The sequence below is a fragment of the Arthrobacter sp. GMC3 genome, assembly GCF_002929305.1.
Classification (GTDB): Bacteria; Actinomycetota; Actinomycetes; order Actinomycetales; family Micrococcaceae; genus Specibacter.
Genome location: NZ_PJIO01000013.1, coordinates 44,876 through 58,452 on the forward strand (window position 1 = coordinate 44,876; position 13,577 = coordinate 58,452).

General features: G+C 63.1%; 13 protein-coding genes. 6 read left to right on the forward strand and 7 right to left on the reverse strand.

Annotation, left to right across the window (positions count from 1 at the left end):
- Positions 1-2 precede the first annotated feature (2 nt).
- The 7 genes from CXQ94_RS17525 to CXQ94_RS17555 form a co-directional block, all read right to left on the reverse strand.
- Complete coding sequence (locus CXQ94_RS17525; protein WP_258067190.1) at positions 3-644, reverse strand: 1-acyl-sn-glycerol-3-phosphate acyltransferase; 642 nt, start codon at positions 642-644, stop codon at positions 3-5.
- 83 nt (positions 645-727) lie between these two features.
- A complete protein-coding gene (gene cmk / locus CXQ94_RS17530; RefSeq protein WP_104091944.1) occupies positions 728-1,477 on the reverse strand; it encodes a (d)CMP kinase in 750 nt (249 codons plus the stop codon).
- A gap of 20 nt (positions 1,478-1,497) precedes the next feature.
- Positions 1,498-2,601: a prephenate dehydrogenase gene (locus CXQ94_RS17535; RefSeq protein ID WP_104091875.1), complete on the reverse strand. Its 1,104-nt coding sequence runs from the start codon at positions 2,599-2,601 to the stop codon at positions 1,498-1,500.
- Positions 2,602-2,608: 7 nt separating this feature from the next.
- Positions 2,609-3,856 (reverse strand): pseudouridine synthase, encoded by a 1,248-nt coding sequence (locus tag CXQ94_RS17540; protein ID WP_104091876.1) that lies wholly within the window; start codon positions 3,854-3,856, stop codon positions 2,609-2,611.
- Positions 3,857-3,947: 91 nt separating this feature from the next.
- Positions 3,948-4,604: an SMC-Scp complex subunit ScpB gene (gene scpB, locus CXQ94_RS17545; RefSeq protein WP_104091877.1), complete on the reverse strand. Its 657-nt coding sequence runs from the start codon at positions 4,602-4,604 to the stop codon at positions 3,948-3,950.
- On the reverse strand, positions 4,601-5,512 hold the full coding sequence (locus tag CXQ94_RS17550; protein WP_258067192.1) for a ScpA family protein: 912 nt from the start codon (positions 5,510-5,512) through the stop codon (positions 4,601-4,603). Before CXQ94_RS17550 ends, scpB begins: the two co-directional genes overlap by 4 nt.
- Before the next feature lie 34 nt (positions 5,513-5,546).
- On the reverse strand, positions 5,547-6,434 hold the full coding sequence (locus tag CXQ94_RS17555) for a ParA family protein (RefSeq protein ID WP_104091878.1): 888 nt from the start codon (positions 6,432-6,434) through the stop codon (positions 5,547-5,549).
- 161 nt (positions 6,435-6,595) lie between these two features.
- Here CXQ94_RS17555 and CXQ94_RS17560 point away from each other — a divergent pair, with 161 nt between their 5' ends.
- The 6 genes from CXQ94_RS17560 (at position 6,596) to CXQ94_RS17585 (ending at position 13,456) form a co-directional block, all read left to right on the forward strand.
- Positions 6,596-7,330 (forward strand): ABC transporter ATP-binding protein, encoded by a 735-nt coding sequence (locus tag CXQ94_RS17560; protein ID WP_104091879.1) that lies wholly within the window; start codon positions 6,596-6,598, stop codon positions 7,328-7,330.
- Between the two features lie 9 nt (positions 7,331-7,339).
- The gene (locus CXQ94_RS17565) at positions 7,340-9,019 is read left to right on the forward strand and encodes a DUF6297 family protein (RefSeq protein WP_104091880.1); all 1,680 of its coding nucleotides are present in this window, start codon (positions 7,340-7,342) and stop codon (positions 9,017-9,019) included.
- A gap of 108 nt (positions 9,020-9,127) precedes the next feature.
- Complete coding sequence (locus CXQ94_RS17570) at positions 9,128-10,003, forward strand: ABC transporter permease (RefSeq protein WP_258067177.1); 876 nt, start codon at positions 9,128-9,130, stop codon at positions 10,001-10,003.
- Between the two features lie 9 nt (positions 10,004-10,012).
- Positions 10,013-10,810, forward strand: coding sequence for an ABC transporter ATP-binding protein (locus CXQ94_RS17575; RefSeq protein ID WP_104091881.1), 798 nt, complete (start codon positions 10,013-10,015; stop codon positions 10,808-10,810).
- 78 nt (positions 10,811-10,888) lie between these two features.
- Positions 10,889-11,911 carry an aliphatic sulfonate ABC transporter substrate-binding protein gene (locus CXQ94_RS17580; protein WP_104091882.1) on the forward strand — a complete coding sequence of 341 codons (1,023 nt, stop codon included), beginning with the start codon at positions 10,889-10,891 and terminating at the stop codon, positions 11,909-11,911.
- Positions 11,912-11,914: 3 nt separating this feature from the next.
- Positions 11,915-13,456, forward strand: a complete 1,542-nt coding sequence (locus CXQ94_RS17585) for a sulfatase-like hydrolase/transferase (protein ID WP_104091883.1) — start codon at positions 11,915-11,917, stop codon at positions 13,454-13,456.
- Positions 13,457-13,577 lie beyond the last annotated feature (121 nt).

The following is a 13,577-nucleotide window of genomic DNA, read 5'->3' on the forward strand; positions in this document are numbered from 1 at the left end:
GGTTACTGTCCTTTATGCTTTGAAAGTAGGTCGTCATCCGCAGGTAAATCCCGGCCCGTAGCGGCCGTAGCGGCCTCAATATGGCCAGCTAGGCGCAGGCGGATTTTTTCGGTTGCCCTGTCCATTGAAACACGGCCGGAAACTCCAGGCTCACGCGCAATTTTCAGGGGCTCCCCAAACACCACGTGCAGATGCCGGCGTGGGCGGGGAATTGTGTCACGATGTTCGTTGCCAACCCGGGTTCCCAGGATGGCAACGGGAACGACGGCGGCACCTGAGTTCAGTGCCAACCAGGCCACCCCGCCGTTCATGGTGGCGGCGTCTCCGGTCCCCCGGGTACCTTCGGGAAGAATGCCCACGCAGTCTCCTCGATCCAGCACAGCCTTGGCGTGTTGCAAGGCGGCGCGATCCCCTGCCCGGTTCACGGGGATCTGTCCGGATGATGCAAGAACCCAGCCCAGAAACCCCTTGAACATGTCGTGGCGCACCATGACATGCATGTAGCGGCTGGAGGCACCGACCATCACCGGGCCGTCAAGGTAGCTCAGGTGGTTGGCGGCGAACACGACCGGGCCGTGCGTGGGGATGTTTTCGCGGCCATGAACGCTGGTGCGGTAGACCACATGATCCAGCACGCGTCCCAGCGGACGGCTCCAGCGCGTTTTCCAGCGCGGCGGCGCTCCAGCGATGGTGCGCAGCGCCGGAGTAACCGTTGACTCCAACTTGCTCATGCCGTCGGGGCCTCGTTCACTGCCTTGCGCACCACGTTGATGACGGCGTCCACGGTTTGGGCAAAGTCCAAGTCCGATGAATCCACTGTGTAGACACCGTCGGCGGCGCGTTGGAAATCCACCACGGTTGAATCCTTGGCGTCGCGGGCCAGAACCTGCTCGGCCAACTGGGCGGCGCTCTGAGTACCACCCAGCTGGAGTCCCCGGCGTCGCATACGGGCTTCCTCGCTGGCAGTCAGGATCAGCCGGGCCTCCGCCTGAGGTGCCACCACCGTGGTGATGTCGCGCCCCTCCACAACAATGCGGTGGTTGCAGTCCGCAATGATGGCCTGCTGGCGGCGCACCAGTTCCTTGCGGGCGCCAAGGTTGGTGGCCACGGCGCTGACGTTTTTGGAGATTTCCGGGTCGCGAATGGGACCGGTGACGTTGATGCCGTTGACCTTGACGAATTCGTCGTCGGGGGTCAGGCTCTGCTCAAATCGCATGGTGCGGGCGGCGGCTTCGACGGCGGCGGAGTTCGTCAAACCGATCCTGGCGTTGAGGCAATGCCACGTGAGCGCCCGGTACATGGCTCCGGTGTCAAGGAACGCCAGGCCAAGCCTGCGCGCCACTTCCTTGCTGACACTGGATTTGCCGGAGCCGGACGGGCCGTCAATGGCGATCACCAAAGGCTTGCCCAGGCGGATATGTTCGGTTGCCCGGACTGGCACTGGCTGGAGCACCGGCTCGGGGAACGAGACAAACATGTCAGTCACTTCGCTGCCACTCACAAAATTACCTTCCAACCACGATCAGTGAGGTCCTCCACCAAGCTCACACGCTTGGACGGGAGTACCGAAAGTTCCACCATGCCCACTTGCAAGCCTGCCGAGTGGTCAAGTCTGAGATCCTCAACGTTGACGCCGATCGCACCGATCTCCGTCAACAACTTCGCAATCTGCCCGGGCTTGTCATCGACCAACACTGTCAGCCAGGTGTATTGCTGGGCCGGGCCGCCGTGCTTTCCGGGGATCCGGCTCTGCCCGGCGTTGCCCTCGGCCATCAGCTGCGCCAGGTCAAGCCGTGCGCCGGGTGCTGTGGGCGCGCTGAGCGTGTTGATCAGCCGGTCCAAGTCCGTGCGAACTCCCTTGACGATTTCCAGTAGCCTTGGCGCATTGGCACCCAGGATTTGCACCCAGAGGGCGGGATCGCTGGCGGCAATGCGCGTGACATCCCGCAGGCCGTTGCCAGCCAGCGAGAGTGCATGTGCGGGTGTCTCCGCCAGCCTGCTGGCCACCAGTGAGGACATCACCTGGGGCAGGTGGCTGACAAGGGCCACAGCCGAGTCGTGTTCCTCAGGGCTGAATCTAAACACCACCGCGTTCAGGTCGATGGCCAGGGAGTGGGCCACCTTCACGGCATGCTTGGAACTAACCTCCGAGGCACACAGCACCCACGGCATCGAGTTGAACAGTTCCCCGCGAGCAGCAACGGGGCCAGATCGTTCGCGCCCGGCCATGGGGTGTGTGCCCACATAGCGTTGAAGAAGTTCGCTGTCCGGGCCAAGAAGTGCCGCAAGTTCGGTGGCAATGGCCACCTTCACGCTGGCAATATCAACCACGACGGCGCCGGGGTACGTTGTGAGGGCCGCTGCCACTACCGTTGCACTGACGTCCGGCGGCGCGGCGACCACCACAAGCTCGGGGGCCAGGTTCTCGGACACGTCAAAGGCCCGACCGGCGCCAATATCAACGGCGACGGCCTGCGCCGACGGGGACGGATCGGAAACGATCACGTCGATGCCGTGTGCCCGCAGGCCCAGACCAATGCTGGCGCCCAGCAGCCCGCTGCCGAGCACCAGCACCGGTCCGAGCAGATGCGAAGGGTTCATTCGCTGCCTACATTCCCACTTCTGCCATGAGGTGGCCTACTTCGTGGCGACCCAGGATACGGACACTGCCCTGGCGCTGGTCGCCCAGGGCGATGGGGCCGAACTTGACGCGGACAAGGCGCTCTACCGGGTAACCGACAGCGTCGAACATGCGGCGCACAATGCGGTTCTTGCCGGAGTGCAGAACAACCTCGGCCAGGACGTGGCCCGGGGTGGAGTCAACCAGACGGAAGGAGTCAACCTTCTGCCAGCCGTCTTCGAGCTCCACGCCGTCCTTGAGCTGGGCACCAATGCCCTGTGCCATCGGCCCGCGGACCTGCACCAGGTACGTCTTGGGAACACCATACTTGGGGTGGCTCAGACGGTTGGCAAGCTCGCCGTCGTTGGTCAACAGCAGCAAGCCTTCGGTATTCGTGTCCAGACGGCCCACGTGGAAGAGGCGCTCACGAGCCTGGCGCTTCTTCAAGAAGTCGGCGATGCACGGGCGACCCTCGGGGTCTTCCATGGTGGAGACAACGCCCTTGGGCTTGTTGAAGACCATGTAGACCATTGATTCGTTGGTCTGGATGGTCATGCCGTCCACGGCGATGTCCACGGTTTCCGGGTCCACGCGCAAACCGAGCTGGGAGACGGTGACGCCGTCAACCTGAACGCGGCCCTCAAGGATCATGTCCTCGCACAGGCGGCGGGACGCCACACCTGCCATGGCCATGACCTTCTGCAGGCGCACACCCTCGGCATTGTGAATGTCAACGTCGTCGGTGGTGGTTTCCGGGCGACGGTTCTGCTCGGTGGGACGGTTCTTGACCGGGCCCATGTTGCGCCCGTACTGCTCGTTCTTGTACGGCTTGGCACCGCGCTGTGAAGGCCGCTGAGCGCCCGTTCCGGCGCGGGCAGCTGCCCGGGCGCCGAAGGAGCTGGCACCCGTGCGGGGGCCGCCGAACTTGCTGCCCGACTTGGGTGCTCCGGTACCGCCGGTGCGAGGGGCACCGGAACCCGGGGCGCGCTGGACGCGCGGTGCTTCTGTCCTGTCAAAGCCACCGGAGCGCGGAGCGCTCTCGAAGCCACCGGAGCGCGGGGCGCCTGAGCGGGGTGCGCCGCCGGTGCGCGGGGCACCCGAGCGGGGAGCACCACCGGAGCGGGGGGCGCCGGAGCCGCCCTTGTATCCGCCCGATTTGGGGGCGCCGGAGCGCGGGTTGCCGCCTCGCGGCTGGTTCTGCCCGGAAGAGCTCCCGGAACGGGGCGACGGTGTCATTGGTTTGTCCTTAATGCTAAATGTTGTGGTGCTAAAAGTGTGGGTATTTCAGGTCATTCAGGGGTGTTGCGGGGGGTGAAATTGCGCGTGGCTACTGGAGCGCATTCTCGATTTCATGGAGGTTTTCCAGGCCAGGCAAGTGCTGTGCAATCTGCGGCAACTCATCCACGCTCCCAATCCCCAACCGTTCCAGAAAGTACGCTGTGGTGCGGTACAAAAATGCCCCTGACACCGGGTCGGTGCCCACTTCCTCAATCAAGCCGCGCTGCGCCAACGTCCTCACCACCGAGTCCACGTTTACGCCACGAATGGCGGAAACCCGGGCCCGCGAAACAGGTTGGCGGTAAGCAATTACCGCCAAAGTCTCCAAGGCCGCCTGCGTGAGCCGGGCCGTCTGGCCGTCCACAACAAACTGTGACACGATATCGGCGTAGGCGGGGCGCGAATAAACACGCCAACCTCCGGCAAGTTGCCGAAGTTCAAAACCGCGCACCGGTATGGCGTCACCTTCCCTAGTATAGCCGTCGTACTCCCTGGCCAGTTCGTGCAATTGGTCACGTATGGTGGCCGCGGGCAGTCCCACCACCGCAGCCAGCTGCTCCTCGGTGACCGGCTCATCGATCACCATGAGCACCGCTTCCAGTGCCGCCCGGACTCCGGCGGCCTCTTCCAACAGCCCTGCCGGAATACCCTGGCCACAGGGAGCGTCTGCCCCTGTGGGCTGTTCAGGCTCGTATTCGGCACTCATGGGCTTACCTCCGCTACGTACAGGTTCTGGTCGATTGATTCGTGCTCATCGTCGAAATCGCTGTCGGTGAGCAGGTTTTCGCGGACCCCTGCACTCCAGCGCACAAGCAGCTGACCCAGGGGTTGGCTCTGTTCGAAGGAGATGACTGCGTCACGGAACAATTCCAAGAGGGCAAGGAACCTGGCAATGACCACCATATTGTCCCGCGCGTCAGCGGTGAGCGCTTGAAAGGGGAACTGCTGGCCCACCCAGCCGCTGGCCCCGGGCTCCCCCACACCGGGCATTCCGGCTGTCAGCATTGCTGTCAGTATGGCCGCCTGTTCGCGGACGCTGACTGCTGGCGCGTGCAAATGCGCCAGCCCAACCTCAGTGGCGGGGCCTTGCTTCGCTTCCATGGCTTTGCCGGCCAGTTCGGCGAATTGTTCCGGTGTGTGGCGCCAAACCAGCTCAGGCAACAGGGCGGCAAATTGCTGCTCCAGTCCCACCAGCCGGGGGAAGCGCTTGGCTTCGCGTTCCAGCTCGGTACCCATCAGGGACGCCACTTCCTTGAACGCCTTATACTGCAAAAGCCGTGCGAACAAGAGGTCCCGGGCCTCTAGGAGCGCCAAGTCGTCGTCGTTCTCCACTTCCCCAGCAGGGAGCAGGCGGGCGGCCTTCAGATCCAGAAGGGTCGCAGCCAGGACCAGGAATTCGCTGGCCTCATCCAGTGCCCATTCTTCGCCTAGCTCCTGCAAGGCTTTGAGGTAGCTGATGAACTCGTCGGTGACGGTGGCGATGGCAACGTCCGTGATGTCCATTTCGTGCTTGGAGATCAGGCCCAGGAGCAGGTCAAAGGGGCCGGTGAAGTTCTCCAGCCGGACTTCAAAGCGCCGAGGGGCAGCAACTGCGTGCTCCGGCTCGGTAGGCACCGCGATCCCCGCGGCGTGTTCGTGGGTATCGAGTTTAGGGTGCGCCGCCACGGGCGATCAGTTCCTTGGCGAGGCGCCGGTAAGCGTCGGCACCTTGATGGTTTGCGGCATAGGTGGTGATTGGCTCGGCGGCCACGGAGGCGTCGGCGAACTTAATGGTGCGCTTGATGACCGTCTCAAAAACTTTGTCGCCAAAGGCCTCCACCAGGCGGGCCAGCACTTCCCGGGCATGTAGGGTGCGGGCGTCGTACATGGTGGCCAGGACGCCGTCCACCTGCAGGCCGGGATTGAGCCGGTCCTGAACCTTGTCGATGGTTTCCACCAGCAGTGCCACGGCACGCAGGGCAAAGAACTCGCAGATCAGCGGGATGATGACGCCATGGGCGGCTGTCAGCGCATTGACCGTCAGCAGTCCCAGGGACGGCTGGCAGTCGATGAGGACCACGTCGTAGTTGTCCTCCACCTTGCGCAGCGCGCTAGCCAGGACCTGCTCGCGGGCCACCTCGTTGACGAGCTGAACCTCCGCTGCGGAGAGGTCGATGTTGGCCGGCAGAATGTCAATGTTCTCGATCTCTGTGTGCAAGATCGCGTCGCGGATATCCACCTTGCGGTCCATCAACACGTTGTAGACGGTCAGATCCAGCTCGTGCGGGTTGGTGCCCAGGCCTGCTGAAAGCGCGCCCTGCGGGTCAAAGTCAACCAGCAGAACCTTGCGCCCGGCCTCGGCCAGCGCGGCACCTAAGTTGATGGTCGACGTCGTTTTTCCTACGCCACCTTTTTGGTTGACCATGGCAATAATGCGCGCGGGTCCGTGCGAGGTGAGGACGGGAGGCTCGGGAAATTCGGTCAGGGGCCGCCCGGTGGGTCCCAAAATATCCTCATCGCCGCCTGCGAGAGTTATTGAACCCTGCTCGTTGCTCACCTGTCAGTCCACACTTTCGCCGCTTGCTTGATTCACCGCTACCACGTACTACGTTACCGGGTGCCGGGGTCACATTTTGGCCATTTACGCCGGATTCGTTTTGAGCCTTGACCTTCAAGTGGAGGCTGAACGTTCTACCGGCGCGCATATAATTCGAAGCGATGAGCAAAACGACGAATCCCCCGGTCAACACTCCCGCACGCCGCAAGGATGTGGTCCGCGCAGAGAAATTACAGGCGGGCTACGGCACCACGGCCGTCTGTGGGGTGGTCAGCTTCAGCCTGCACGCCGGCCAGGCACTCGCCCTGGTGGGACCCAACGGCGCCGGCAAGTCAACGGTGGTTAAAACCGTTGTGGGGCAGCTGGAAGCCGTCTCCGGAACTACCTTGATCAATGGCAGCAAGGTAGATGACAGGACGCTTGATTTCCGTCGCGAAGTGGCTGTGGTCTTCGACGACGACGCCTTTTTCCCGGCTCTCACTGTCGAAGAGCATCTGGCGATCGTCTCCGCCGGACACGGAGTGGACGACGTCGAAGATGTGATCGCCGCCGAGCTGGAGTTTTTTGGACTCTCCACCTTGGCCAAATCGCGGCCGTACAACCTTTCCTCCGGACAACGGCGACGGATGCTGCTGGCATCGGCCTTCGTCCGTCCCCGCTCCTTGCTGGTCTTGGATGAGCCCGAACAGCGCCTGGACACCGCCATGAGGCACCGCCTGGCTACGCGTCTGCGGGCCGAGGTGGACGCCGGCCTGGCCCTGCTGGTTGTCACCCATGATCCCGATTTCCTGTCGACCGTGGCCACCAAGGCGCTCTTCATTGCCGACACCATCCACACCATGACCCCGGCCCAGGCGGCCGTGGCAATTGCCTCCGAGAACCCCCACGCGGACTGAAGCTAAAAAATGACACAGCAAACCAGCGAACGCTTTACCGCCAAGGAAATCCGCCAATACACCTTCAAGGTGGGGCTCAGCCGCACCGAGGGCGGCATCATGGAGCTCATCTCCGAGGCGTACACCTTTGTCCTGGGCGGGCTGACCCTGCTCACCATGGCGGGGGCCGTGATTGTGGGGCTCCGCAACAGCCTGGGGGTTGGTGCGGAATCGGCACTGTCGGCGTCCATCGTGTCACCCGGATTTCATTCGGTGACCCTGCTGCAGGCAAGCGCCACGGTGCTGTTGACGCTGGCGGCGGCACTTCTCGCCGTCGAAATGAGCGTTGGCCCCATCACCATGACCATCCCGCAAACGGCATGGTGGCTGGGTCTTCCCGTCCGGCGTCGGGGTTTCATCCAACCGGGATTCCTGAAATCGCTGATCTGGCCGGCTGCGGCAGCCGTTGCACTGGTGCTGCCCATGTCGCTGGGCATGTCGTCCTCACCAACCCCTGCCCGCCTTGGCCTTGCGGTGCTGTGCGGGATCGGTCTGGCCTGGCTGCTCTACGGCGTTGCCGCCTGGTGCCAGATCACCGATTCGGGCAAATGGCTGAAGAACCTGGTGGGCGCGGTGACCCTCGTAGCGCCGCTGACGCTGGTTGCCACCGCACTGTACAACAACGCTGCCGGAGCGGGTGCCATCACCGGCGCCCAAACCGCATGGCTGGAGTACCTGCCCACCAGCTGGCCGCTGTTGGTGGCTGACGGCGCCCTTTGGCCGTTGATCTTGCTGCCCCTTTCGGTGGTACTGCTGGTCCTTGTGTACCTGAACCTTGAGCGGATCACGACGGCGAAGCTGAAGGCGAGTGCCGCGGCCGGCGCCTATGTGGCTGGTTCACTCATGTCCATGGATGCCTCGGAGCTGTCTCGTTCGCTCAGTGGCGGGCCGTCGGTGAGCCGCTCCAAAGTCCGCCTGAAGCTAATCTTCAAGGGCGGCACCGTCTTTTCCCGCAGCGTCAAGACACTCATCAGCACCCACCTGACCATGGCGTTGCGCTCCCCCGTCGCCTTGCTACGGGTGCTGGTGCTGGCCGCCATTCCGGCCTCATTGGCCGCTGTGGAGTTTCTCGGCAACGCCATCTTAATCGCCGTAGTGCTGTTCTTGTGCGCCCACTTTGCGGCCACCACGCTGGGCGCTACGGCCCGGTTTGCCGCGGGCAATCCCGCCGTGGACATGCTCATGCCGCTCCCCGCCAAGGTTGTCCGACGCGTCCACTATGTGTTGCCTGCCGTCGGCATGACCCTGTGGGCACTCGTCTGCTTCGGCCTGCTCCTAGCCTTGGGCGTAGGCTCACCGGAGCTGCTGTTGCTGGCAGTGCTGGCCGGGCCGGGGCTGGGCGCGGCCACTTTACGGGCGTCCTTCCGTCCGGCACCCGATTGGAACATGCCAGCCGTTGCTTCGCCCACGGGCCCCATCCCCACCGGCGCCATCCGATCCTTCTTGTCGGGTCCCGACCTGACACTCATTGTGTTGTTGCCGGTGCTGATCTGCCTCATCTCAGGCGGCGTTCCCCTGGTCGCTTTCCCCGCCCAGCTGACACTCACTTGGCTGGCGTTCCTCTGGGGAACCCACGTTCGCAAGCCCAAGTCCGCCAAATCCGGGGGGCTTTTCGGCATGCCGCCGGTGGCGACGCCGCCAGCCAAGTAGCGCCCACGCCGGAGGCGGCAGGCTTCACAAAGCGCCTCAAAACCTAACGATAAGGCTATTTACATAAATAGTCTTGACCAGGTGTGGGCTGCGCCATATGCTCTTTCCATGGCACCAACAGAACCGTCCCTTGCAGGCACAGTGGAAGCCGCGGCTTCCACTGGCCCCAGGGAACCCCAGAAGACACCCACCGCCCCAGTTGCTCGAAAAAGTGCCGCCTCCAGTGGCCGCAAGCTTTCCACCAAGGCAATGGTCACCATCAACGTGGCCTCAGTCATCGCAGGCATCGCAGCTTGGGCCCTCGTTTCCGGCCTTGGCCTTGTTGGCTTGCCCGGCCCCGGCGAAGTTGCCCTCCGAGCCGGCGAACTCTTCGCCGACGGCACCTTGGCCGAGGATACCGGCGCGTCCCTGACCAGAGTCCTCAGCGGCTTTGTCATAGGCAGCGCCCTGGCCATTCCGGTCGGTTTCCTCATGGGTTGGTACTCCATTGGCCGTGCCATCTTGGAGCCTTACGTCCAGTTCTTCCGCACGGTCCCCCCGCTGGCCTTGCTCCCCCTAGTTATGGTGACCATGGGTATCGGGGAAGCACCCAAGATCTTCGTGATCTTCTTGGCCGCGTTCCTCTCCTGCGTCATCTCCACCTACCAGGGCGTGGTGAGCGTGGACAAGACCCTGATCAATGCCGCGCGAGTCCTGGGAGCCAACAGCTTCGTCATCTTCGCCCGCGTGGTTGTCCCGGCATCCTCACCCTTCATCCTGGTCGGCATGCGGATCGGCCTCGGCGCCGGTTGGGCCACCGTGGTGGCCGCCGAACTCCTTGCGGCCCCCAACGGCTTGGGAATGCGCATGCAGCAGGCACAGCAGTTCTACGACATGCCCACCATCTTCGTCAACGTGATCGCCATCGGAATTTTGGGCTTGATCATGGACCGCCTACTGCTCATGGTCGAGGCTCGCCTGACCCGCTGGCAAGAACGCCGCTAAGGACTTCCAATGACTACCACAACGCAAAATGCCATGATCCGCTTCGAGAACCTCCGCAAGGAGTTCACCCTGACCGGCACCACGTTTACCGCGCTCGACGGCGTCAACCTTGACATTGCCGACGGCGAGTTCGTGACCGTGGTGGGCCCGTCCGGTTGCGGCAAATCCACCATGCTCAACGCGGCGGCGGGCCTGCTGGAACCGACCAGCGGGCAGGTATTGGTTGATGACCGCCCGGTGAACGGCCCCAGCCCGCGCACCGGTGTCATCTTCCAGCAGTACGCCCTCTTCCCCTGGCTCACCGTCCGCAAGAACGTGGAATTCGGCTTGGAACTAAAGAAGGTACCGGCCAAGGAACGCCGGGCAATTGTTGACCACTACCTGGAATTGGTGGGCCTGACCCGCTTTGCCGATGCTCTGCCCAAGGAGCTTTCCGGCGGCATGAAGCAGCGCTGCGCCATTGCCCGCGCTTACGCTGTCAACCCGGAAATCCTGCTCATGGACGAACCCTTCGGTGCCCTCGATGCCCTGACCCGAGTCCACATGCAAGAACAGCTTTTGGAGACCTGGACCAAGGAAAGACGCACCGTCATGTTTGTCACCCACGACGTGGACGAGTCGGTCTTCCTGGCCTCACGGGTGATCGTGATGGCGGCCCGCCCGGGTCGCATCCACAAGGAAATCACGATCGATCTGCCCTATCCCCGCACCGAGTCCATGCGCCTCTCCGATGAGTTCGCCAAGCTCCGAGCCCAGGTCTGGGAAGCCGTGTACCACCAGCCCGACGCCAAGGGCGCCGACGAATAATCTCCAAGCCAACCACCCTTCAAATCCTTCCCTGCTCCCCCGCGTCGGGGCGCAGCCATGCATAAATCAGGAGAAACAATGTCCGCAACGATCACCCGCCGCAATGTCCTTCAGCTCTCCGTGGGAGCCGCCGCCGTCTCGCTGCTTGCCGCCTGCGGGGTCAAGAACGACGTCGGCGCCGCACCCGAATCCAAGGCTCCCGTTGAGATCAAGGTTGGCTACATTGCCGACTACAACGGCGCCGGCCTTATGGCCGTGGCAGACCAGGAAGGCTACTGGGCCAAGGCGGGCTTGACGCCGAAATACCTGCCGTTCACCAACGGCCCACTGGCCATCCAGGCTCTGGGCACCGACAACATTGACGTTGCCTACATCGGTTCCGGCGCCTTGTGGCTGCCAGCGTCGGGCAAGGCCGAGATTTGGGCCGTCAACTCGGTCTCCAACGCCGACCGCATCATTGCAGCCCCCGGCACCAAGAAGCTCGCGGACCTCAAGGGAAAGAAGATCGGCGTACCCGTCGGCACCTCAGGCGACCAGTTGTTCACGTTGGCACTGGAAAAGGAAGGCCTGACCCGCAAGGACTTCGAGGTCACGGCCATGGAGCCGCCGGCGATCGTCGCTGCCTTTGCTTCGGGCCAGATTGATGGTGCCGCGCTCTGGTACCCACTGATCGACAGCGCCAAGAAGGGCAAGCCGGACTTGGTGGAGCTGTTCAGTAACGAAGACTTCATTGACAAGCTCACGTTCCCCTCCACATTTGTTGCAGGCCCGGGGCGTGCCGCTAAGGACAAGGAACTGGCCACCGCCTTTATCTCGGTCATCAAGAGCGCCAACGACTACCGCCACGAAAACCAGGACAGCACCGCCGCGGCAACCGCAAAGTTCCTCAAGCTCAAGGAAGAGGACATGAAGTCGCAGGCAAGCGTGGCCAAGCTGTTCACCTCCAAGGAACTTGAGGACCTCTCCGCCAAGGGCACCGTCTACACCTGGCTAAATGCCCTCCAGGAACAGTTCAAGGAAGCGGACAAGATCAAGGAAGTTGTGGACCCCAAGACGTTCTACAACTCCGAGCTGTTTGTCAGCGCACCGAAGGCAAAGTAGGCAATGACGACACCCTCTCAAGCACAGGCCCCTGCAGGTGCAAAGCGCCAAAACATGCTGTTCATCATGACCGATCAGCAACGCATTGACACCCTGGGCTGCTACGGCAACACCTCACAGCACACCCCCAATCTTGACCGGCTGGCCGCGCGCGGCACCACCTTTGACCGGGCCTACACGCCCACAGCCATTTGCACGCCCGCACGGGCCAGCCTGCTCACCGGCCTGCAGCCGTTTGAGCATGGGCTGCTGGCCAATTACGAGTGGAATTCAGGGCACCGGGAGGAACTCCCCGACGGCCTGCCCACCTTTTCCGGCGCCCTCATCGAACAGGGGTACCGGCTGGGACATGTGGGCAAGTGGCATGTGGGCAAGGACCGCGGCCCCGAACACTACGGCTTTGAAGGTGTCCACCTGCCCGGCGCCCTGAATGTCTTTGACGACCCCGGCTACGAGGGCTGGCTGGCGGCCAACGATTTCCCGGACTTCCGCATCTCCAGCCCCGTGTACACCACGCGGGCAGACGGCAGCCAGGGGCATCTGATCGCCGGGGTCACCGACCAGCCCACGGAAGCCACCTTTGAGGCCTTCCTTGCGGACCAAACCATCGCCAAACTGCGCGAGTTTGCCGCAGGGGCGTTGGAGGATGACGGCACGCCATTCTTCCTCTCCTGCCACATCTTCGGCCCGCACCTGCCGTACCTGATCCCCCAAAAGTGGTACGACATGGTGGACCCGGCCACGGTTGAGCTCCCCGGCTCCTTTGCGGAGACGTTCAATGGCAAGCCGATGATCCAGCAGGCCTACGCCGAGTACTGGTCCACTGACTGCTTCACAGTGGATGAGTGGAAGAAGCTCACGGCCGTCTACTGGGGCTATGTGTCCATGATCGACCACGAGGTGGGCCGGATACTTGCCGTCCTGGACGAGCTCGGCCTGGCCGACAGCACGGCGGTCATGTTCACGGCGGACCATGGGGAGTTCACTGGCGCACACCGGCTCAACGACAAGGGACCGGCCATGTACGAGGACATCTACCGGATCCCGGCCATCCTGGCTCTTCCCGGTGAGCAGGAGCGCCGCGAGGACAGCTTCATCTCGCTGCTGGACTTCACGGCCACCTTCCATGAGATCGCCGGCGCCGACGCCTCCGGTGTCCGGGGCAGGTCCTTGCTGCCGATGGCTGCCGGGCAGGCGGTCGAGGGCTGGCGGGAGGACATTCTCTGCGAGTTCCACGGCCATCATTTCCCTTACGCCCAGCGCATGATCCGGGACAAGGAAGTGAAATACATTGTGAATCCGGAGGGTATCGACGAGTTCTACGACATGATCGCCGATCCGGATGAGCTCAACAATGTCATCAACGTCCCCGTTTACCGCGACCGGGTCGCGGCCATGCGCCGGAAAATGTACCGCCAGTTAGTGGATCGAGGCGACAAGTTCGCCCAGTGGATGGCTTTCGCCGGCGACATCCCGGCCGAGGACCGGGTCCGCCCGGAAACGGCCGTGGAACGGTTCATCCGAGAACCAGCTCTCACCGCATAACTGCCTACGCCACCGCTGTCCGAAACCAGCGGCGAGAAAAAGTGGGTGGTGTCCCTCTCGCCTTCCAGCGCGGACACCTCCCACTTTTTTGCCGTCTGAAACAGCTGCCGGGCCCCGGCCC